The sequence below is a fragment of the Micromonospora okii genome, from assembly GCF_020884795.1.
Classification (GTDB): Bacteria; Actinomycetota; Actinomycetes; order Mycobacteriales; family Micromonosporaceae; genus Micromonospora; species Micromonospora okii.
Genome location: NZ_BBZF01000012.1, coordinates 208280 through 233031 on the forward strand (window position 1 = coordinate 208280; position 24752 = coordinate 233031).

General features: G+C 76.0%; 1 protein-coding gene and 1 tRNA gene. One reads left to right on the top strand and one right to left on the bottom strand.

Annotation, left to right across the window (positions count from 1 at the left end):
- Window positions 1-24462: type I polyketide synthase (locus tag LPU43_RS00780; protein WP_229397796.1), on the top strand; the 24462-nt coding region annotated here is incomplete at its 5' end.
- Window positions 24463-24622: 160 nt separating this feature from the next.
- Here the strand turns inward: LPU43_RS00780 and LPU43_RS00785 are convergent.
- Window positions 24623-24696: transfer RNA gene (locus LPU43_RS00785), tRNA-Met, on the bottom strand.
- Window positions 24697-24752: the final 56 nt, after the last annotated feature.

Consider the following 24752-nt stretch of genomic DNA (forward strand, 5'->3'; position numbering starts at 1 on the left):
ACCGCCTGCTCGTCGTCCCTGGTGGCCCTGCACCTGGCCGTGCAGTCGCTGCGGTCGGGGGAGTGCGACCTCGCCGTGGCCGGCGGCGTGAACGTGATGGTCACCCCCGGCGCGTTCGTCGAGTTCACCCGGCAGGGCGGCCTCGCCGCCGACGGGCGGTGCCGGTCGTTCGCCGCCGCCGCCGACGGCACCGGCTGGGGCGAGGGCGTCGGCGTGCTGCTCGTCGAGCGGCTGGCCGACGCCCGGCGACGCGGCCACCGCGTCCTGGCCGTGGTGCGCGGCTCCGCCGTCAACCAGGACGGCGCGTCCAACGGGCTCACCGCCCCCAACGGCCCGTCGCAGCAGCGCGTCATCCGGCAGGCCCTCACCAACGCCGGCCTCACGGCGGCCGACGTGGACGCCGTCGAGGCCCACGGCACCGCCACCGTCCTCGGCGACCCGATCGAGGCGCAGGCGCTCCTCGCGACGTACGGGCAGGACCGCCCCGCCGACCGTCCCCTCTGGCTCGGCTCGATCAAGTCGAACATCGGCCACACCCAGGCCGCCGCCGGCGTCGCCGGGGTGATCAAGATGGTGCAGGCGCTGCGGCACGGCACGCTGCCGCGCACCCTGCACGTGGACGAGCCCACCCCGCACGTCGACTGGTCGGCCGGGGCGGTGGAGCTGCTCACCGAGGCCCGGCCCTGGCCGGCCGTGGACCGGCCGCGCCGGGCCGCCGTCTCCTCGTTCGGCGTCAGCGGCACCAACGCCCACGTGATCATCGAGCAGCCGCCGGCGGACGTCATCCCCGGCGAGCTGGTCGCGCCGGCCGCGCCGCCGCTGGTGCCGGTGCTGCTCTCCGCCCGGGGCGAGGGCGGCCTGCCCCGCCAGGCCCGCCGCTGGGCCGACCGCTTCGACGGAGGCGACCTGCCCCGGCTGGTCGACGCCGGCTGGACGTCGCTGACCGCCCGCCCCGCCCTCGAACACCGCGCGGTGCTCCTCGCCGCCGACCACGCCGGCCTGGCCGCCGGCCTGCGCGCCCTCGCCGCCGGCGAGCCCACCGACGCCGTGGTCACCGGCCGCGCCACCGACCGGGGGCCACTCGCCCTTCTCTTCTCCGGCCAGGGCGCGCAGCGCGCCGGCATGGGCCGCGAGCTGTACGACGCCTTCCCCGTCTTCGCCTCGGCGCTGGACGAGGTGTGCGCGCAGCTCGACCCGCTGCTGCCCCGGCCGTTGCGGCCGGTGCTCTTCGCCGACGAGGCGGGGTCGATCGACCAGACCGTCTTCACGCAGGCGGGGCTGTTCGCGGTCGAGGTGGCCCTGTTCCGCCTCGTGGAGTCGTTCGGCGTGGTGCCGGACTACGTCGGCGGCCACTCGATCGGTGAGGTCACCGCCGCGCACGTCGCGGGCGTGCTCTCCCTGACCGACGCGTGCGCGCTCGTCGCGGCGCGGGGCCGCCTGATGCAGGCGCTGCCGGCCGGCGGCGGGATGCTCGCGGTGGCCGCGCCGGAGGCCGACGTGCTTGCCTCGATCGAGGGCCTGACCGACCGGGTCGGCGTCGCGGCCGTGAACGGCCCGTCGGCCGTGGTCGTCTCCGGTGCGGTCGACGCATTGGACGACATCGAGCGGCTCTGGCAGGAGCGGGGTGTGCGGACCCGGCGGCTGACCGTCAGCCACGCGTTCCACAGCCCCCTGATGGAGCCGATGCTCGACGAGTTCCGCGCCGTGCTCGACGGGCTGACCTTCCACGCGCCGCTGGTGCCGGTCGTGTCGAACGTGACCGGCGCGCTCGCCGACCCCGCCGCGCTGCGCACCCCCGACCACTGGGTGCGGCACGTCCGCGAGGCCGTCCGCTTCGCCGACGGGGTGGCCGCCCTGCGCGCCGCCGGCGTCGACACCTTCGTGGAGATCGGCCCCGGCGCGGTGCTCACCGCCCTGGTCCGTGAGACCCTCACCGGCGAGGGCGTCCTCGCCGTGCCGGTGCAGCGCCGCGACCGCGCCGAGCCGCGCGCCCTCCTCGCCGGCCTCGCCGAGCTCTTCACCGGCGGCGGGACGGTCGACTGGGCCCCCCTGTTCGCCGACGCCGCCCCCACCCGGGTCGACCTGCCGACGTACGCCTTCGCGGGGGAGCGGTTCTGGCTGCGGCCCGCCGGCCGCGCCTCGGACGTCTCCGGCGCGGGCCTCGGCGCGGCCGGGCACCCGCTGCTCGCCGCCGCCGTCCGGCTGGCCGGCGAGGACGGGGCCGTGCTCACCGGCCGGCTCTCCGTCGCCGCCCAGCCCTGGCTGGCCGACCACGTGGTGGCCGGCGCGGTCGTCGTCCCCGGCACCGCCCTGGTCGAGCTGGTGCTGCGGGCCGGCGACGAGTTCGGCCCCTGCCGGGTGCGGGAGCTGACCATCGCCGCCCCGCTGGCCCTGCCCGCCACCGGCGGCACCCGCGTCCAGGTCCGGGTCGGCCCGCGCGACGAGGCCGGCTGGCGGAACGTCACCGTGCACTCCCAGCCCGAACACGACCCGGACGGCGACTGGGTGCGGCACGCCGAGGGCGTGCTCACCGCCGCCGACCCGGCCGACGACGCCGGCCTCGGCGCGTGGCCCCCGGCCGACGCCGACCCGGCCGACCTCACCGGCTGGTACGACGCCCTCGCCGGCCACGGCATGACCTACGGGCCCGTCTTCCAGGGCCTGCGGCGGGCGTGGACGGCCGGCGACGCCGTCTACGCCGAGGTGGCCCTGCCCGCCGGCCCCGGGGACGGCACCGCCGGCTTCGGCGTGCACCCCGCCCTGCTCGACGCCGCCCTGCACCCCACCGCCCTGCTGCCCGGCGACGACGGGCCCGCCGGCCCCCGGGCGGCGTTCGCCTTCGCGGGCGTCCAGGTGCACGCCGTCGGCGCGGACACCCTCCGGGTCCGGCTCACCCGCAACGGCTCCGGCGTGCGGCTGCTCGCCGTCGACGACACCGACCGCCCCGTCGTGTCGATCGACTCCCTCGTCCTGCGCGAGACGACCGGCGTCGACCCGTCGGCCGCCACCATCGCCGCCCGGTCGCTGTTCCGCGTCGCCTGGCGGGCCGAGCCCCTCACCCCCGCCACCGCGCCCCGGGCCGCCCTGCTGGGGGCGGCCAACCCCGCGCTGCCCGACACCCCCGCGTACCCCGGGGTCGCCGAGCTGGTCGCCGCCGCCGACGTACCGCCGCTGCTCCTGCTGCCCGTGCCCGCCACCCCCGCCGACCTGCCGGCGCAGGAGCTGCCGGCGGCGGTCCGCGCGGCCACCACCGCCGTGCTCGCCGCCGTGCGGGCGTGGCTCGCCGCCGACGACCTCGCCGACACGCGCCTCGTGGTCGTCACCCGCAACGCGGTCCGGGCCGCCGACGCCGACCCGGCCGAGGACCTGGCCGGCGCGGCCGTCTGGGGCCTCGTGCGCTCCGCCCAGTCCGAGCACCCCGGCCGGATCGTCCTGGCCGACCTCGACCGGGACCTCGACGCGCCCGCCGTCGCGCTGGCCGCGACCGCCGTCGACGACCCGGCCGCGGCGCAGCTCGCCGTGCGCGGCACCGCGGCCCTCACCCCCCGCCTGGTACGTGCCGACGCCCCACCCGCGCCCGCCCCGCGCCTTCGCGGCGGCACCGTCCTCGTCACCGGCGGCACCGGCGCCCTCGGCGCGCTCGTCGCCCGGCACCTCGTCGCCGAGTGGGGCGTGGACTCCCTCGCACTGGTCAGCCGACGCGGGTCCGACGCCGCCGGCGCGGCCGACCTGGCCGCCGAGCTGACCGGCCTCGGCGCGCGGGTGGACGTGCTCGCCTGCGACGTCACCGACCGCGACGCCCTGCGCGCCCTCGTCGGGCGGCTCACCGACGCCGACCGGCTCGCCGGGGTGGTGCACACCGCCGGCGTCCTCGACGACGCCGTCGTCACCGGCATCGACCCCGACCGGCTGGCCCGGGTGCTCGCCCCCAAGGTCGACGCCGCCTGGTGGCTGCACGAGGCCACCGCCGACCTGGACCTCGACCTGTTCGTGGTCTTCTCCTCCATCGCCGGCGTCCTCGGCTCCCCGGGCCAGGGCGCGTACGCGGCGGCGAACAGCTTCCTCGACGCCCTCGCCGGCCGGCGCGGGGCGGCCGGCCTGCCCGCGCACTCCCTGGCCTGGGGCATGTGGGACACCGACGGCATGGCCGCCACCCTCGGCGCGACCGACCGGTCCCGGGTCACCCGCTCCGGCCTCGGCCTGATCACCGCGCCCGTCGGCCTCGCGCTCCTCGACGCGGCCGTCGCCGCCGACGCCCCCGCCCTCGTCCCGGCCGTCGTCGACGTGTCCGCCCTGCGCGCCTCGGCCGCCGCCACCGGCGTGCCGCCGATGCTGCGCGCCCTCGTCGGGACCGTGACCTCCCGGCGGCAGGCCGGCGGCGGCGCGGCCGGTGGCTGGGCGCGCCGCCTCGCCGCGCTCGCCCCCGACGAGGCCCGCGCCCAGGTGGACCTGCTGGTGCGGGGCCTGGTGGCGCAGGTGCTCGGCCACGGTGGTGCGGAGTCGGTGCCGGTGGATCGGGCGTTCCGTGAGTTGGGTTTCGACTCGTTGACGTCGGTGGACCTGCGGAATCGGGTCAACGCGGCGACGGGGCTGCGGTTGGCCTCCACGCTGGTCTTCGACTACCCGACCCCGGCCGCCCTCGCGGAGCACGTGCGCGAGCAGCTCACCGGCACCACCGACGGCCCCGCCGAGGCGGTCGCCGCGAGCGCCGGGATGGACGAGCCCATCGCCATCGTCGGCATGGCCTGCCGCTACCCGGGCGGGGTGTCCAGCCCCGAGCAACTCTGGGAACTGCTGGCCGCCGGGGGCGAGGGCATCGGCGAGTTCCCCGCCGACCGGGGCTGGGACCTGGCGAACCTGTTCCACCCCGACCCCGACCACCCGGGCACCTCGTACGCCCGGCACGGCGGCTTCCTGACCGGGGCGGCCGAGTTCGACCCCGCGTTCTTCGGCATCTCGCCGCGCGAGGCGGTCGCGATGGACCCGCAGCAGCGGCTGCTGCTGGAGGCGTCGTGGGAGACGTTCGAGTCGGCCGGAGTAGACCCCGCGCGGGTGCGGGGCAGCCGAACCGGTGTGTTCGCGGGCGTCATGTACCACGACTACGCCTCGCAGGTGCAGGAGCTGCCCGAGGGCCTGGAGGGCTACATCGGCACCGGCAACTCCGGCAGCGTGGTCTCCGGTCGGGTGGCGTACACGTTCGGCCTGGAGGGGCCGGCGGTCACCGTCGACACGGCGTGCTCGTCGTCCCTCGTGGCGCTGCACCTCGCGGCGCAGGCGTTGCGGTCGGGGGAGTGCGACCTGGCTCTGGCCGGTGGTGTGACGGTCATGGCGACGCCGGGGACGTTCATCGAGTTCTCCCGGCAGCGGGGTCTGTCGTCCGACGGGCGGTGCAAGTCGTTTGCCGCCTCCGCTGACGGGACGGGTTGGTCCGAGGGTGTGGGTGTGCTGCTGGTGCAGCGGCTCTCGGATGCGCGGCGGGAGGGCCGCCGGATCCTGGCGGTGGTGCGGGGTAGCGCCGTGAACCAGGACGGTGCGTCGAACGGCCTGACGGCGCCGAATGGTCCGTCGCAGCAGCGTGTTATCCGGCAGGCGCTGGCGAATGCGCGGTTGACGACGGTGGACGTGGACGCGGTGGAGGCGCACGGCACGGGAACGACGCTGGGTGATCCGATCGAGGCACAGGCGTTGTTGGCGACGTACGGGCAGGACCGGCCGGTCGATCGGCCGTTGCTGTTGGGGTCGGTCAAGTCGAACATCGGGCACACGCAGGCTGCTGCCGGGGTGGCGGGCGTGATTAAGATGATCATGGCGATGCGGCATGGTGTGGTGCCGTCGACCCTGCACGTGGACGAGCCGTCCCCGCACGTCGACTGGTCCGCCGGCGCGGTGGAACTGCTCACCGAGGCCCGGCCCTGGCCCGAGACCGGCCGGCCCCGTCGCGCCGCCGTGTCCTCGTTCGGGGTCAGCGGCACCAACGCGCACGTCATCATCGAGCAGCCGCCGGCCGCCGTGATCGACGGCGAGGTCACCGAGCGGGTCGTCCCGCCGGTCGTGCCGGTGCTGCTCTCCGCCCGCTCCGACGCCGCGCTCGCCGCGCAGGCGGATCGCTGGGCCGGGTGGCTCGCCGCCGAACCGGACCTGCGCCCGCTCGACGTGGCGTTCTCGTCGGTGACGTCCCGGGCCGTGCTGGAGCACCGCGCCGTCGTGGCCGCGACCGATCGCGAGGGCCTGGTGGCCGGGCTGCGCGCCCTGGCCGCCGGCTCGCCGTCCGGCGGCGTCGCCACGGGTACGCAGGCCACACGCGGCCCGCTCGCCCTGCTCTTCTCGGGTCAGGGCGCGCAGCGGGCGGGCATGGGCCGTGAGCTGTACGAGGCGTTCCCGGTGTTCGCGTCGGCGTTGGACGAGGTGTGTGCGCAGCTCGATCCGTTGCTGCCGCAGCCGTTGAAGTCGGTGTTGTTCGCTGACGAGGCGGGGTTGATCGACCAGACGGTGTTCACGCAGGCCGGGTTGTTCGCGGTCGAGGTGGCGTTGTTCCGGCTGGTGGAGTCGTTCGGTGTGGTGCCGGACTTCGTCGGTGGGCACTCGATCGGTGAGGTCACGGCCGCGCACGTGGCGGGGGTGTTGTCGCTTGCCGATGCGTGTGCGTTGGTGGCGGCGCGGGGTCGGTTGATGCAGGCGCTGCCGGCCGGTGGCGGGATGTTGGCGGTGGCCGCGTCGGAGGCCGACGTGTTGGCCTCGATCGAAGGGCTCGACCGGGTTGGCGTCGCGGCCGTGAACGGTCCGTCGGCCGTGGTGGTCTCCGGTGCCGTCGACGCCCTCGATGAGGTCGAGCGGGTGTGGCGGGAGCGGGGTGCGCGGACTCGTCGGTTGACGGTGAGTCACGCGTTCCACAGTCCGCTGATGGAGCCGATGCTGGACGAGTTCCGCGTGGTCCTGGCGGGGTTGGCGTTCCAGGCACCGCTGGTGCCGGTCGTGTCCAACGTGACCGGCGCGTTGGCCGAGGCCGACGAGATGTGCACCCCGGAGTACTGGGTGCGGCACGTGCGTGAGGCCGTGCGCTTCGCCGACGGGGTGGGCGCGTTGCGCGGCGCGGGTGTCGACACGTTCCTGGAGATCGGGCCGCAGAGCGTCCTGGCGGCGATGGCGGCCGACGCGCTGCCGGCCGAGGACGCGGCCGTCGTGGTCGCCGTGCAGCGTCGGGACCGGTCCGAGGCGCAGGCGCTGCTGGCCGCCCTGGCGGAGCTGCACGTCAACGGGGTCGCGGTGACCTGGGCGCAGTGGTTCGACGGGACCGGGGCGCGCCGGGTCGACCTGCCCACATACGCGTTCCAGCACGAGCACTACTGGCTCGGCATCGGCCGGGCGCGCGCAGGCGACGTCTCCGGCGCCGGCCTCGGCGCGGCAGGGCACCCCCTGCTCGGCGCAGCGGTCACCGTCGCCGGCGAGGACATGGTGGTGCTGAGCGGCCGGCTGTCGCTGGCCACGCACCCGTGGCTGGCCGACCACGAGGTTTCCGGCGTGACGCTGATTCCGGGCACGGCCCTCGTGGAGCTGGCGGTGCGGGCCGGCGACGAGGTGGGCCTCTCCCGGCTCCGCGAGCTGACCGTGGCCGCGCCGATGGTGCTGCCCGAGGCCGGCGGGCTGCGCGTACAGGTGCGGGTCGGCGCGGCCGACGCGTCGGGGGCGCGGGCCGTGGCACTGCACTCCCAGGTCGAGGGCGACCCGGCCGCCGAGTGGGTCCGGCACGCGGACGGCGTCCTGGAGCCGGCGTGGTCCGACGAGCCGCGCGTCGGCGCGTGGCCGCCGGCCGGCGCGTCGGAGGTGGATCTCGACGGCTGGTACGAGGCGCTTGCCGGGCACGGCCTGGCGTACGGGCCGGTGTTCCGGGGCCTGCGCCGGGCGTGGGCCGGCGACGGCGAGGTGTACGCCGAGGTGGCCCTGCCGGAGGACGCGGCGGGGGAGGGCGCGCGGTTCGGGGTGCACCCGGCGCTGCTGGACGCTGCCCTGCACCCGGTCGGGCTGCTGCTGGCCGGGGAGGGTGGCGGGCCTCGGGTGCCGTTCGCCTTCGAGGGTGTGCAGGTGCACGCCTCGGGTGCGTCGGTGCTGCGGGTGCGGCTGACCCGGGCGGGCTCGGGCGTGTGTGTCGTGGCCGTCGACGGGTCGGGTGCGCCGGTCGTCTCCGTGGACTCGCTGGTGTTGCGGGAGCTGACCGGGGTGGCCGCGCCGAGCGTCGCCGCGCGTTCGCTGTTCGAGCTTGCTTGGCAGGCCGAGGAGGCGTACCCGGCCGGCGACACGTCCGGCTGGGCGGTGCTGGGCGGCGACGGCCTCGCGGGCCTGTCCGCGTACGACGGGATCGGGGAGCTGATTGAGGCGGTGGACGCCGGCCGGGCCGACGCGCCGCGCACGCTGCTGCTGCCCGTGGCCGCCCCGGACTCCGCAGCCGTTCCGGACGCCGTGCACGCGACCGCCACCGCCGTCTTGGCCGTGGTGCAGGAGTGGCTGGCGGCCGACCAGCTCGCGGACTCGAAGCTCGTCGTGGTGACCCGGGGCGCGGTCGCCGCCGGGGACGACGACCCGGTGACCGACCTGGCGGGGGCGGCCGTGTGGGGGCTGCTCCGTTCGGCCCAGTCCGAGCACCCGGGCCGGATCGTCCTTGCCGACGTCGCGGGCGACCTCGACGCGGAGGCCCTGGGCCTGCTCGCCCGGGTTGCCGCCGAGGCGTCGGCCAGCGGCGGCCAGGTCGCCGTGCGCGCGGGGCGGGTGTTCGTGCCGCGTCTGGTGCGGGCTGCGGTGGTGTCGGAGCCGTTGGTGGTGGGTGAGGGCACGGTGGTGGTGACCGGTGGTACGGGTGCGTTGGGTGCGCTCGTTGCCGAGCATCTGGTGCGTGTGTACGGGGTGCGGTCGTTGGTGCTGGTGTCTCGGCGGGGGCCGGGTGCCGAGGGTGTGGGCGTGTTGGTGGAGCGGTTGTCGGGTCTGGGTGCGTCGGCGCAGGTGGTGGCCTGTGACGTGACGGATCGGGAGCAGGTGGCCGGGCTCGTGGCCGAGGTGACCTCGGCTGGTCGCCTGGCGGGTGTGGTGCACACCGCTGGTGTTCTGGATGACGGGGTGTTGTCGTCGATCAGTCCGGAGCGGTTGGCGGGGGTGTTGGCGCCGAAGGTGTCGGCGGGTTGGTGGTTGCACGAGGCGACGGCGGGTCTGGGTCTGGATCTGTTCGTGGTGTTCTCGTCGGTGGCGGGTGTGTTGGGTTCTCCGGGTCAGGGTGCTTACGCGGCGGGGAATGCGTTCCTGGATGGGCTGGCGGTGTACCGACGGCGGGTGGGGTTGCCGGCGGTGTCGTTGGCGTGGGGGATGTGGGACGCGGCCGGTATGGCGGCGTCGATCGGTGAGGCGGATCGGGGTCGGTCGGCGCGGGCGGGTCTCCCGCCGATGAGCCCCGAGGTGGGGCTGGAGTTGTTCGACGCCGCGCTCGGCTCGGCCCGGCCGGTGCTGGTGCCGGCCGTGCTCGACGTACCCGCGATGCGGGCCGCGCTCGCGCCCGGCGCACAGGCACCGGCGGTGCTGCGGACCCTGGTCGGCGCGACGGTCACCCGGCGGCAGGCCGGGCACGGCGGCGACTGGGCCGACCAGCTCGCGCACCTGGCTCCCGACGAGGCCCGCGCGCAGGTGGACCTGCTGGTGCGGGGTCTGGTGGCGCAGGTGTTGGGGCATGGTGGTGCGGAGTCGGTTCCGGTGGATCGGGCGTTCCGTGAGTTGGGTTTCGACTCGTTGACGTCGGTGGACCTGCGGAACCGGGTCAACGCGGCGACGGGGCTGCGGCTGGCCTCCACGTTGGTGTTCGACTACCCGACCCCGGCCGTGCTCGCCGAACACCTCTACGAGCAGGTCTCCGGTCAGCTCACCGCCCGCCGGTCGACGGCGCGAACCGGCAGCACCGACGAGCCGATCGCCATCGTGGGCATGGCCTGCCGCTACCCGGGCGGGGTGTCCAGCCCCGAACAGCTCTGGGCGTTGCTCGCCGCCGGTGGCGACGGCATCTCCGAGTTCCCGGCCGATCGGGGTTGGGACCTGGAGTCGCTGTTCGACCCGGACCCGGACCGCAGCGGTACGACGTACACGCGGCACGGGGGTTTCCTGCACGACGCCGCGAACTTCGACCCGGACTTCTTCGGCATCTCGCCGCGCGAGGCGGTCGCGATGGACCCGCAGCAGCGGCTGCTGCTGGAGGCGTCGTGGGAGACGTTCGAGTCGGCGGGGCTGGACCCGGCGCGGGTGCGGGGCAGCCGAACCGGCGTCTTCGCGGGCGTGATGTACCACGACTACGCCTCCCGGCTGGCCGACCTGCCGCCGGACGCCGAGGGCTACGTCGGCACCGGCAACTCCGGCAGCGTCCTGTCGGGTCGGGTGGCGTACACGTTCGGCCTGGAGGGGCCGGCGGTCACCGTGGACACGGCGTGTTCGTCGTCGTTGGTGGCGTTGCATCTGGCGGGGCAGGCGTTGCGGTCGGGGGAGTGTGACCTGGCTCTGGCCGGTGGTGTGACGGTGATGGCGACGCCGGGGACGTTCATCGAGTTCTCCCGGCAGCGCGGTCTGTCGGCCGACGGGCGGTGCAAGTCGTTCGCCGCCTCCGCCGATGGGACGGGTTGGTCCGAGGGTGTGGGTGTGCTGCTGGTGCAGCGGCTGTCGGATGCTCGGCGGGAGGGTCGGCGGATCCTGGCCGTGGTGCGGGGCAGTGCCGTGAACCAGGACGGTGCGTCGAATGGGTTGACGGCGCCGAACGGTCCGTCGCAGCAGCGCGTCATCCGGCAGGCGCTCGCGAACGCCCGGCTGACCACGGTCGACGTGGATGCGGTGGAGGCGCACGGCACGGGCACGACGCTGGGTGACCCCATCGAGGCGCAGGCGTTGCTGGCGACGTATGGGCAGGACCGGCCGGTTGATCGGCCGTTGCTGTTGGGGTCGGTGAAGTCGAACATCGGGCACACGCAGGCTGCTGCCGGGGTGGCGGGTGTGATCAAGATGATCATGGCGATGCGGCATGGTGTGGTGCCGTCGACTCTGCACGTGGACGAGCCGTCCCCGCACATCGACTGGTCGGCGGGGGCCGTTTCACTGGCGACGGAGACGACGCCGTGGCCGGCGGTGGATCGGCCGCGCCGGGCGGCGGTGTCGTCGTTCGGCATCTCCGGCACGAACGCGCACGTCATCATCGAGCAGCCGCCCGCAGAGGTGATCGAGGGCGAGACGGTCGAGCGGGCCGTCCCGCCGGTGGTGCCGGTGCTGCTGTCTGCCCGGACCGGTGCCGCGCTCGCGGGGCAGGCAGGCCGGTGGGCGCGCTGGCTGGCCGACGAGGGGCTGTCCCCGGTCGACGTGGCGTGGTCGTCGGTGACCACCCGCCCCGCTCTGGAGCGGCGGGCCGTAGTGACCGCCACCGGCCGCGACGACCTGCTCGCCGCGCTGACCGCCCTGGCCGAGGGCGAGCCCTCGGGAGCGGTCGTCACCGGTGCCGCCGGGCAGCGGGGCCAACTCGCCCTGCTCTTCTCGGGTCAGGGCGCGCAGCGCGCGGGCATGGGCCGGGAGCTGTACGAGGCGTTCCCGGTGTTCGCGTCCGCCGTGGACGAGGTGTGCGTCGGGCTCGACCCGTTGCTGCCGCAGCCGTTGAAGTCGGTGTTGATCGCTGATGAGGCGGGGTTGATCGATCAGACGGTGTTCACGCAGGCGGGGCTGTTTGCGGTCGAGGTGGCGTTGTTCCGGCTGGTGGAGTCGTTCGGGATCGTGCCGGACTTCGTCGGCGGGCACTCGATCGGTGAGATCACCGCCGCCCATGTGGCGGGGGTGCTGTCCCTGTCCGACGCATGCCAGCTCGTCGCGGCGCGCGGCCGGCTGATGCAGGCGCTGCCGGCCGGTGGCGGGATGTTGGCGGTTGCCGCGTCGGAGGCCGACGTGCTGGCCTCCCTCGACGGGCTGGCCGACCGGGTGGGCGTCGCGGCCGTGAACGGCCCGTCGGCCGTGGTGGTCTCCGGTGCCGTTGACGCGCTGGGCGAGGTCGAGCGGGTGTGGCGGGAGCGGGGTGCGCGGACTCGTCGGTTGACGGTGAGTCACGCGTTCCACAGCCCGTTGATGGAGCCGATGCTGGACGAGTTCCGCGTGGTCCTGGCGGGGCTGGCGTTCCAGGCACCGCTGGTGCCGGTCGTGTCGAACGTGACCGGCGCGTTGGCTGACGCCGAGGAGATCCGCACGCCTGACTACTGGGTGCGGCACGTCCGTGAGGCTGTGCGCTTCGCCGACGGGGTCGCCGCGCTGCTGAGCGCCGGTGTCGACACGTTCCTGGAGATCGGGCCGCAGAGCGTCCTGACCGCGATGGCCGCCGACATTCTGCCCGACGACGAGAGCACGCTCGCCGTCGCCACGCAGCGCAAGGACCGGCCCGAGGCGCAGGCGCTGCTGGCCGCCCTGGCGGAGCTGCACGTCAACGGTGCCGCGGTCACCTGGGCGCAGTGGTTCGACGGGACCGGGGCGCGCCGGGTCGACCTGCCCACCTACGCCTTCCAGCACCAGCGGTACTGGCCCGGGACGGGGCGCCGCAGGGTCGGGGACGTGTCGGGGGCGGGGCTTGGCGACGCCGGGCACCCGCTGCTCGGCGCGGCCGTCGACCTGGCCGGCGACGGCGAGGTGGTGCTGACCGGTCGGCTGTCGCTGGCCACGCACCCGTGGCTGGCCGACCACGTGGTTTCTGGGGTGACGCTGGTTCCGGGCACGGCCCTCGTGGAGTTGGCGGTGCGGGCCGGCGACGAGGTGGGCGCCTCCCGCCTCCGCGAGCTGACCGTGGCCGCTCCGCTGACCATCCCCGCCACGGGAGGCGTGCGGATTCAGGTGCGGGTGGAGGCCGCCCCGGCGGGCTCCCCGCAGCGTGCGGTCGCCGTCTACTCGCGCCGGGACGACGACCCCGAGGCGGGCTGGGTCCGGCACGCGGACGGCATCCTGGAGCCGTCCTCCCCGGACGAGCCGGTGGTGACGGGCGACTGGCCGCCGGCCGGCGCGTCGGAGGTGGATCTCGACGGTTGGTACGAGGCGCTTGCCGGGCACGGCCTCGTGTACGGGCCGGTGTTCCGGGGCCTGCGTCGGGCGTGGACCGGCGACGGCGAGGTGTACGCCGAAATCGTCCTGCCGGACGAAGCGACGGACGTGTCCGCGTTCGGGGTGCATCCGGCGCTGCTGGACGCCGCCCTGCACCCGGTCGGGCTGCTGCTGGGCGGGGAGGGTGACGGGCCTCGGGTGCCGTTCGCCTTCGAGGGTGTGCAGGTGCACGCCTCGGGTGCGTCGGTGTTGCGGGTGCGGTTGAGCCGTGCGGGTTCCGGGGTTCGTCTGGTGGCGGTGGACGGATCGGGTGCTCCGGTCGTCTCCGTGGACTCGCTGGTGTTGCGGGAGCTGACCGGGGTCGCCGCGCCGAGCGCCGCTGCGCGTTCCCTGTTCGAGGTGAGCTGGCAGGCCGAGGAGGTGACCCCGGCCGGTGACGCGTCCGGCTGGGCGGTGCTGGGCGACGGGACGGCTGGGCTCGCGGGCCTGTCCGCGTACCCGGATCTGGCGGCGGTGCTGGCCGCCGTCGGGGCCGGCGCGGCCGTACCGCCGGCCTTGGTGTTGCCGGTCCTCGGCGCACCGGAACCGGACGGCGACCTGCCGGGCGCGGTCCGGGCGGCGACGACCGGCGCGCTGAACGTGGTGCGGGAGTGGCTGGCCGCCGAGACGCTGGCCGACTCGCGGCTGGTGGTCGTGACCCGGGGCGCGGTGGCCGCCGGGGACGACGACCCGGTGACCGACCTGGCGGGCGCGGCCGTGTGGGGTCTCCTGCGGTCCGCCCAGTCCGAACACCCCGGTCGCATCGTCCTCGCCGACCTGGACGGCGACGCCGGAACTTCCGTGCCGTCCCTGCTCGCGGCCGTGGCCGGCGCGGGCACCGAAGCCCAGGTCGCCGTGCGCGCGGGGCGGGTGTTCGTGCCGCGTCTGGTGCGGGCTGCGGTGGTGTCGGAGCCGTTGGTGGTGGGTGAGGGCACGGTGGTGGTGACCGGCGGTACGGGTGCGTTGGGTGCGCTCGTTGCCGAGCATCTGGTGTGCGCTTATGGCGTTCGGTCGCTGGTGCTGGTGTCCCGGCGGGGTGCGGCTGCCGAGGGTGTGGGCGTGTTGGTGGAGCGGTTGTCGGGTCTGGGTGCGTCGGCGCGGGTGATGGCCTGCGATGTGACGGATCGGGAGCAGGTTGCTGCGCTGGTCGCTGGTATCACTTCGGTGGGTCGCCTGGCGGGTGTGGTGCACACGGCCGGTGTTCTGGACGACGGAGTGGTTTCGTCGATCACTCCGGAGCGGTTGGCGGGGGTGTTGGCGCCGAAGGTGTCGGCGGGTTGGTGGTTGCACGAGGCGACGGCGGGTCTGGATCTGGACCTGTTCGTGGTGTTCTCGTCGGTGGCGGGTGTGTTGGGTTCTCCGGGTCAGGGTGCTTACGCGGCGGGGAACGCGTTCCTGGACGGGTTGGCGGCGTACCGGCGGCGGTTGGGCCTGCCGGCGGTCTCCTTGGCGTGGGGGATGTGGGACGCGGCCGGCATGGCGGCGTCCCTGGAGGCGACGGATCGGGCGCGGTCGGCGCGGGCGGGCCTCCCGCCGATGAACGTCGAGACCGGCCTGGAGCTGTTCGACGCCGCACTGGGCGGGGAACAGGCCGTCCTGGTCCCGGCGGTGGTCGACCTCCCGGCGCTGCGGGCCGCCGCCTCCTCCGGGGGCCTCGTGCCTCCGATGCTGCGCGCCCTGGTCGGCACGACCACGACCCGCCGCCAGGCGGGGCAGGGCGGTGGCGGTTGGGCCGAGCGGCTGACCGGGCTCCCCGAGGACGAGGGCCGCGCCCAGGTGGCGCTCCTGCTCCGGGGGCTCGTCGCGCAGGTGCTCGGGCGTGGCGGTGCGGAGTCGGTCCCGGCCGATCGGGCGTTCCGTGAGTTGGGTTTCGACTCGTTGACGTCGGTGGACCTGCGGAACCGGGTCAACGCGGCGACGGGGCTGCGGTTGGCCTCGACGCTGGTGTTCGACTACCCGACCCCGGCCGTGCTCGCCGAACACCTGTGGTCCGAGCTGGCCGGCGTACGCCAGACGGCGGCGGACCTGGTCGCCAGCGCGGCGGCGGGCACCGACGAGCCCATCGCGATCGTGGGCATGGCCTGCCGCTACCCGGGCGGGGTGTCCAGCCCCGAGCAGCTCTGGGCATTGCTGGCCGAGGGAGGCGACGGAATCGGTGAGTTCCCCGCCGACCGGGGCTGGGACCTGGGGTCGCTGTTCGACCCGGACCCGAACAGCAGCGGCACGTCGTACGCGCGGCAGGGCGGCTTCCTGTACGAGGCCGGCGAGTTCGACCCCGGCTTCTTCGGCATCTCCCCGCGCGAGGCCCTGGCGATGGACCCGCAGCAGCGGTTGTTGCTGGAGGCGTCGTGGGAGACGTTCGAGTCGGCCGGGGTGGACCCCGCGCGGGTGCGGGGCAGCCGAACCGGCGTCTTCGCGGGCGTCATGTACCACGACTACGCGACGCGCCTGATCGACCTGCCCGCCGAGGTGGAGGGGTACGTCGGTACCGGCACGTCGGGCAGCGTGCTGTCGGGTCGGGTGGCGTACACGTTCGGCCTGGAAGGGCCGGCGGTCACCGTGGACACGGCCTGCTCGTCGTCTCTCGTGGCGCTGCACCTCGCGGCGCAGGCGTTGCGGTCGGGGGAGTGTGACCTGGCTCTGGCCGGTGGCGTGACGGTGATGGCGACGCCGGGGACGTTCATCGAGTTCTCCCGGCAGCGCGGGCTGTCGACCGACGGGCGGTGCAAGTCGTTCGCCGCCGCCGCCGACGGGACCGGCTGGTCCGAGGGCGTGGGGATGCTGCTGGTCGAGCGGTTGAGCGACGCCCGACGCAACGGGCACCGCGTCCTCGCCGTGGTGCGGGGCAGCGCCGTGAACCAGGACGGTGCGTCGAACGGGTTGACGGCGCCGAATGGTCCGTCGCAGCAGCGGGTGATCCGGCAGGCCCTGGCCAACGCGCGGTTGGCGACCGTGGACGTGGACGCCGTGGAGGCGCACGGCACGGGCACGACGTTGGGTGACCCCATCGAGGCGCAGGCGATTTTGGCCACCTACGGGCAGGACCGGCCGGTCGATCGGCCGCTGCTGCTCGGCTCGGTCAAGTCGAACATCGGGCACACGCAGGCCGCTGCCGGGGTGGCCGGTGTCATCAAGATGATCATGGCGATGCGGCACGGTGTGGTGCCGTCGACGCTGCACGTGGACGAGCCGTCCCCGCACGTCGACTGGACCGCCGGGGCCGTGGCCCTGGCGACGGAGGCGACGCCGTGGCCGGCGGTGGACCGGCCCCGCCGGGCGGCGGTGTCGTCGTTCGGGATCTCCGGCACGAACGCGCACGTCATCATCGAGCAGCCGCCCGCAGACGTGATCGAGGGCGAGACGGTCGAACGGGCCGTCCCGCCGGTGGTGCCGGTGCTGCTCTCGGCCCGAACCGACGCCGCGCTCGCGGGGCAGGCCGGGCGGTGGGCGCGCTGGCTGGCCGACGAAGGGCTGTCCCCGGTCGACGTGGCGTGGTCGTCGGTGGCCACCCGCCCCGCCCTGGAGCAGCGGGCAGTCGCCCTGATCTCGAACCGGGACGACCTGCTCGCCGTGCTCTGGGCCCTCGACGGGCGCGAGCCCACCGGCACCGTGATCACCGGCACCGCCGCCGAACGCGGTCAACTCGCGGTGCTGTTCTCCGGTCAGGGCGCGCAGCGCGCGGGGATGGGCCGGGAGTTGTACGCCGAGTTCCCGGTGTTCGCGTCCGCGTTGGACGAGGTGTGCGCGCAGCTCGATCCGCTGCTGCCGCAGCCGTTGCAGCCGGTGCTGTTCGCCGACGGGGCGGGGCTGATCGACCAGACCGTCTTCACGCAGGCGGGATTGTTCGCGGTCGAGGTGGCGCTGTTCCGGCTCGTCGAATCGTTCGGGATCGTGCCGGACTTCGTCGGCGGGCACTCGATCGGTGAGGTCACCGCCGCGCACGTGGCCGGGATGCTCTCCCTGGCGGATGCGTGTCGGCTCGTGGCGGCGCGCGGTCGGTTGATGCAGGCGCTGCCGGTCGGCGGCGGAATGCTCGCGGTCGCCGCCGCCGAGGCCCAGGTCGCCGAGTCCATCGCCGGGCTGACCGACCGGGTGGGCATCGCCGCCGTGAACGGCCCGACCTCGGTGGTCGTCTCCGGGGCCGTCGACGCCCTGGACGAGGTCGAGCGAACCTGGCGGGAGCGGGGTGCGCGGACTCGCAGACTGACCGTCAGCCACGCATTCCACAGCCCGCTGATGGAGCCGATGCTGGACGAGTTCCGCGCCGTCCTCGACGGGTTGACGTTCGCCGCGCCGCTGCTGCCGATCGTGTCGAACGTGACCGGCGCGCTCGCCGACGCCGACGACCTCCGCACCCCCGACTACTGGGTGCGGCACGTCCGCGAGGCCGTGCGCTTCGCCGACGGGGTCGCCGCGCTGCGGGGCGCGGGTGTCGACACGTTCCTGGAGATCGGGCCGCAGAGCGTCCTGACCGCGATGGCCGCCGACATTCTGACCGGCGACGAGGGCGCGCTCGCCGTCGCCGCCCAGCGCCGGGACCGGCCCGAGGCCCACGCACTGCTGGCATCCCTGGCGGAGCTGCACGTCAACGGCATCCCCGTCACCTGGACGCAGTGGTTCGACGGGACCGGGGCGCGCCGGGTCGACCTGCCCACCTACGCCTTCCAGCACCAGCGGTACTGGCCCGAGGCCGCGCCGCGCCCCCGGCCCGTCGTCGACAGCGGCGACGCCGAGTTCTGGGACGCCGTCGAGCGCGGCGACCTCACCGCCCTCGCCGACCGGCTCGGCGGCGACGCCGACCTGGACGCGCTCGCCTCGGCCCTGCCCGCGCTGACGCACTGGCGTCGGGCCCGCACCCGGGACACGGCGCTGGACGCGTGGTCGTACCGGATCGGTTGGGAGCCGGTGCGGCCGGCCCCGGCCGCCGGGCTGTCCGGCCGGTGGCTCGTCGTCACCGTCGGCGGCGGTGCCGACGCGGGCGTGGCGAAGACGCTCGCCGGGGCCGGCGCGGCCGTGGACACGCTGACCGTGTCGCCGTCCCTCGGCCGGGTCGCGCTGGGCGAGCGTCTTCGCCGCGTCGGTGCCGACGGCTGGGCGGGCGTGCTGTGCGTCCTGCCCCGGCGGGACCAGTCCCTCCCCGACGCGCCGGGGCTTCCCGCCGGCACGGCGGTGCTGCTCACCCTCGCCCAGGCGTTGACCGACACCGGCCTGCCCGGTCGGGTGTGGGCGCTGAGCCGGGCCGCTCTGCCGGTGGCGGCCGGCGAGCGGGCCGGCGACGTCTGGGCGGCCCTGGCCTGGGGCCTGGGCCGGGCCGTCGCCCTCGAACAGCCGGACCGTTGGGGCGGGCTGATCGACCTGCCCGCCCGCGCCGACGCGAGCACCCGCGCCGCGCTCGTCGCGGTGCTCGCCGACGGCACCCTCGACCAGGTGGCCGTCCGCCGCAGCAACGTGTTCGGCCGCCGGCTCGTCCCCGCCGAGCCGCCCGCCGGCGACGGCTGGCGGCCGTCGGGCACGGTGCTGGTCACCGGCGGCACCGGCGCGCTGGGCGGGCACGTGGCCCGCTGGCTGCTGGCCAACGGGGCCGCCGAGGTGGTCCTCGCCTCCCGGCGGGGCCCCGACGCCCCCGGCGCGGCCGACCTCCTCGCCGAGCTGACGCTCGGCTCGGTTCGGATCGTCGCCTGCGACGTCGCCGACGCCGACGCCGTCTCCGCGCTGGTCGGCGACCTGCCGGGGCTCACCGCCGTGGTGCACACCGCCGGCGCGGCCGGCGAGGCCGTTCCCGCGTACGAGGCGACCCCCGCCGACCTGGCGCGGACCCTCGCCGGCAAGGTGCTCGGAGCCGTGCACCTGGACGCCGCCTGCCAGGACCGGAACCTCGACGCGTTCGTCGTGTTCTCCTCGGTGGCCGGCGTCTGGGGCGGCGGCGGGCAGGCCGGCTACGCGGCCGGAAACGCCCTGCTCGATGCCCTCGTCGCCGCCCGCCGGGCCGCCGGCCTGCCCGCGACCGCCCTCGCCTACGGGCCGTGGGCGTCGGACGGCATGGCCGCCGGGGAGACCGCCGACGGGCTGCGCCGCCGTGGCTTCACCCCCCTTGAGCCGGACGCCGCCGTCGCGGCCCTGGGCCGCTGGGTGAACGCCCCCGAGGCGGTGCCGGTGATCGCCGACGTCGACTGGGGCACGTTCGTCGCGGCGTTCACCGCGGCGCGGCCGAGCCACCTGTTCGACCGGCTCGCCCCGGCCTCGGCCGGGGAGCGGCGGCCCGAGCCCGAGGCCGCCACGGACGGGCTGCGGGCCCGACTCGCCGCGCTGCCGCCCGCCAACCAGGAGACGCTGCTGGTCGACCTGGTACGCGCCGAGGCGGCGGCCGTGCTCGGCCACACCTCCGTCGAGCAGGTGCCGGCCGGGCGGGCGTTCCGGGAACTCGGCTTCGACTCCCTCGCCGCCGTGCAGTTGCGCGACCGGCTGGGCCGGGCCACCGGGCTGAGCCTGCCGTCGACCGTGGTCTTCGACCACCCGTCGGCGGCGGAACTGGCCGGCTTCCTGCGTACCGGACTGGTGGCCGGCACGGCCGACGACGGCCCGGCGGCCGACGTGGTCGTGACCCGCCCGGCGGTGGACGACCCCATCGCGATCGTGTCGATGGCCTGCCGCTTCCCCGGCGGGGTCTCCTCCCCGCAGGAACTGTGGCGGCTGCTGGCCGACGGCGTCGACGCGGTCTCGCCGATGCCGACCGACCGGGGCTGGGACCTCGACGCCCTCTTCGACTCCGACCCGGAGCGGGTGGGCACCAGCCACACCCGCAGCGGCGGCTTCCTCGACGACGTGGCCGGCTTCGACGCCGCGTTCTTCGGCATCAACCCGCGCGAGGCCCTCGCCATGGACCCGCAGCAGCGGCTGCTGCTGCACACCACCTGGGAGGTCTTCGAGCGGGCCGGCATCGACCCCCAGCGGGTACGCGGCTCGGCCACCGGCGTCTTCATGGGCACCAACGGCCAGGACTACGCGACCCTGCTGCTGGGCGCCCGCGCCGAGGTGGAGGGCTACCAGGCCACCGGCAACGGCGCGTCGGTGGTGTCGGGGCGGCTCGCGTACTCGTTCGGCCTGCACGGCCCGGCGGTCACCGTCGACACGGCGTGCTCGTCGTCGCTGGTGGCGCTGCACCTGGCCGCGCAGGCCCTGCGCTCCGGGGAGTGCGACCTCGCGTTGGCCGGCGGCGTGACCGTTATGGCGACGCCGGGGGCGTTCCTGGAGTTCTCCCGGCAGCGCGGCCTCGCCGCCGACGGGCGGGTCAAGGCGTTCGGCGCGGGCGCGGACGGCACCGGGTGGGGCGAGGGCGTCGGCGTCCTGCTGCTGCAACGCCTCTCCGACGCGCGGCGCGACGGCAACCGCGTCCTCGCCGTGGTGCGGGGCAGCGCCGTCAACCAGGACGGCGCGTCCAACGGGCTGACCGCCCCGAACGGGCCCGCGCAGCAGCGGGTGATCCGGCAGGCGCTGACCAACGCCGGCCTCACGCCCGACGACGTCGACGCGGTCGAGGCGCACGGCACGGGCACGACGCTCGGCGACCCGATCGAGGCGCAGGCGTTGCAGGCGACGTACGGGCGTGGGCGACCGGCGGAGCGGCCGCTCTGGCTGGGCTCGGTGAAGTCGAACATCGGGCACACCCAGGCGGCGGCGGGCGCCGCAAGCCTGATCAAGATGGTGCTGGCGTTGCAGCACGGGACGCTGCCGGCGACCCTGCACGTCGACGCCCCCACCCCGCACGTGGACTGGTCGTCGGGGGCGGTGGCGCTGCTCACCGAGCCCCGGCCGTGGAGCGCGACGGAGCGGCTGCGCCGGGCCGGCGTCTCCTCGTTCGGCATCAGCGGCACCAACGCCCACGTGATCCTGGAGGAGGCCCCCGCGCCGGAGCCGCCCGCATCGTCCGCGCTCGGGCAGGTCGAGGCGGCGCAGCGGGCGGAGCGGACGCCCGTACCGTGGCTGGTCTCGGCTGCCGACGCGGCCGGGCTGCGCGGCCAGGCGGGCCGGCTGGCCGATCACCTGTCTGTCGGGGCCGACGACCCCGCCCGGATCGCGTGGGGTCTCGTCGCGGCCCGGGCCGACCTCGGCCACCGGGCGGTCGTCGTCGCGGCCGACGGGCCGGCCCGGTCGGCGGCGCTGCGGGCGCTCGCGGCGGGCGAGCCGCACCCCGCGCTGGTCACGGCCCGGCGTCGCCCGGGCGGCCTCGCGGTCCTCTTCTCCGGCCAGGGCGCGCAGCGCGCCGGCATGGGCCGGGAGCTGTACGGCGTATTCCCCGCCTTCGCCGCCGCGCTGGACGAGGTCTGCGCCCGGCTGGACGGGCTGCTGCCGCGCCCGCTGCGGCCGGTGCTCTTCGCCGACGAGGGCAGCACCGAGGCGGAGCTGCTGGACGAGACGGTCTTCACCCAGGCCGGCCTCTTCGCCGTCGAGGTGGCGCTGTTCCGGCTGGTCGAGTCGTTCGGCGTGGTCCCCGACCAGGTCGCCGGCCACTCGATCGGCGAGGTCGCCGCCGCGCACGTCGCCGGGGTGCTCTCCCTGGACGACGCGTGCGCGCTGGTGGCGGCGCGGGGCCGGCTGATGCAGGCGCTGCCGGCCGGCGGCGGGATGCTGGCGGTCGCCGCGCCGGAGACCGACGTGCGGGCCTCGATCGGGGGGCTGGCCGACCGGCTCGGGATCGCGGCCGTGAACGGCCCCGCCGCCGTGGTGGTCTCCGGGGCGGTCGACGCCCTGGACGCCGTCGAGCGGGTGTGGCGGGAGCGGGGCGTGCGGACCCGCCGCCTCGCCGTCAGCCACGCCTTCCACAGCCCGCTGACGGAGCCGATGCTCGCCGAGTTCCGCTCGGTCCTCGACGGCCTGACGTTCGCCGCCCCGCTGCTGCCGGTGGTGTCGAACGTGACCGGCGCGGTCGCGGACCCGGACGAGATCCGCACCCCCGGCTACTGGGTGCGGCACGCGCGGGAGGCCGTCCGGTTCGCCGACGGCGTGGCCGCGCTGCGCGCCGCCGGGGCGGAGACGTTCCTGGAGCTGGGCCCCCGGGGCGTGCTGACCGCGCTGACCGCCGACCTGCTCCCCGACGAGGAGGACGGCGCGGCCGTGGCGGCGCTGCGGGCCGGCGCGGACGAGCCGACGGCCCTGCTCACCGCCCTCGCGACCCTGCACGTCGGCGGGCGGGGCGTGGACTGGGCGGCGGTGCTCGGCGCGCTGGCCGGGCCGCGCCCGGCCGCCCGCGAGCTGCCGGAGCTGCCCACGTACGCGTTCCAGCCGCAGCGGTACTGGCCGACGCTGACCGCGTCCGCCGCCCCGGCAACCGACGGGGTCGACGACGAGTTCTGGCGGGCGGTCACCGACGGGGACCTGGGCCGGCTGGGCATCGACCCGGACCAGCCGCTGCGCGAGGTGCTGCCGGAGCTGGACGCGTGGCGGCACCGCCGGCACCGCGACGGCACGCTCGACGGGTGGCGGTACCGGGTCACCTGGCGGCCCCGGCCGCTGACCGCCGCCGACCCCGGCGCGTGGCTGGTGGTGGCCCCCCGCCAGCAGGCCCCGGACGGGATCGTCGCCGCGCTCACCGCGCGCGGCGCGACCGTGCGGGTCCTGACGGTCGACCCGGTCTCGGTCACCCGCGACGGCCTCGCCGCCGACCTCGACCGGCTCGCCGCGGAGCACCACCCGACGGCGCTGCTCTCCCTGCTGGCGCTGGACGAGGCCCCGCACCCGGAGTGGACCGCCCTGCCGACCGGCCTGGCGGCGAACCTGCTGCTGGTGCAGGCGCACGCCCTGCGCAGCGGCCCGGCCGTGCCGCTCTGGCTGGCCACCACCGGCGCCGTCGCCGTCGGCGAGGAGCCGGTCGCCCACCCCACGCAGGCCACCACCTGGGGCCTCGGCATGGTCGCGGCCCTGGAACACCCCCGGCACGTCGGCGGCGTCGTGGACCTGCCGGACGCCCCGGACGGGGCGGCGTACGCGGCGCTGGTCACCGCGTTGACCAACACCGAGGGGGAGGACCAGCTCGCGGTACGGGCGTCCGGCACGCACAGCCGCCGGCTGGTCCGGGACGCCGCCCGCCCGGCGGCCACCGGACGCGGGTACACGCCGCACGGGACCGTGGTGCTCACCGGCGGCGCGGGCGAGCTGGCCCGGCACACCGGGGCCTGGCTCGCCCGGCGGGGCGCGGAGGTGCTGCCGGTGCGGGAACCGGCGGCGGGCAAGCTGGGGGACCTGATGGAGCAGCTCGCCGCCGAGCACCGGCCGGTGACGGCGGTGGTGCACGTCCCGGCGGAGACCGCGTCGGTGCCGCTGGCGGAGCTGACCGTCGCGGGCCTGGCCGCCGACCTCGACGCGACCGTGGGCGACATCCCCCGGTACGCCGACGAGCTGGCCCACCGGCCGGTCGACGCGTTCGTGCTCTGCACCTCCATCTCCGGGGTGTGGGGGGCGGGCGGCCGCTGCGGCCAGGCGGCCGGCGACGCGCTGCTGCACGCCCTCGCGGCGAACCGCCGGCACGGCGGGCTCCCCGCCACCGACGTGGCGTGGGGGCCGTGGCAGGCCGACGAGGCGTCGCCCGAGCTGGAACAGTTGCGCCGCCGGGGTCTGGTGGGCCTGCCGCCGGAGCTGGCCGTGGAGGCGCTGGCCGGGGCGATCGGCGACGAGGCGTCGGTCGTGGTCGCGGACGTGCGCTGGGACCGCTTCGCGCCGTCCTTCGCCGCTTTGCGCCCCAGCCCGCTGCTGACCGAGATCCCGCAGGCGCACGAGGCGCTGCCCGCCGAGGACGCCCCCCGGCCGGCGGACGACGAGGCGGCGGCGGCGCTGCGGGAGCGGCTGCGGCCGCTGAGCGCGGCCGAGCGCGAGGCGATCCTCGTCGACCTGGTCTGCGTGCAGGCGGCCGGCGTGCTGGGCCACGCCGACGGCAGGGCGCTGGAGCCGGACCGGGCGTTCCGGGAGGTCGGCTTCGACTCGATGACGGCGGTGGAGCTGCGCAACCGGCTGCGCGCCGCCAGCGGGGTCCGGCTGACCGCCAGCGTGGTCTTCGACCACCCGACCCCGGTGGCGCTCGCCCGGCACCTGCGGGACCAGCTCGTGGACGACGGCGCGACGGCGGCCCCGCTGCTGGCCGAGCTGGAGCGGATGGACGCCGTCTTCGCCGCCGGCACGCCGGACCGGCTGACCCGGCAGAAGCTGATGGTGCAGCTCCAGGCGTTCGTCGCCCGGTGGGGCGACGAGCGGGTGGCGGCGGTCGAGGAGAAGCCGGTCGCGCAGACCCTGGACGACGCGACCGACGCCGAGATCTTCGACTTCATCCGGCGCGAACTCGGCGGCCCCGACGGGAAGTGAGGTGGGCGAGGCTGCGGGGCCGGCCACGGCGATGAACGGGCTGTGGCTGGCCGGACCGTGTCCCGGTCGCCGTGACCGGCGCCGGAGCTCGCCGATCTCTTTGTCCCCTGGTCGGGAACGCGAAACAGCCCCGAGGATTTCCTCAGGGCCGTCCAATTTGTAGCGGGGACAGGATTTGAACCTGCGACCTCTGGGTTATGAGCCCAGCGAGCTACCGAGCTGCTCCACCCCGCGTCGGTTCGCACACCGTACCTCACCACCCCCGGGCGTAGCAGAGCGGCCCCCGACCG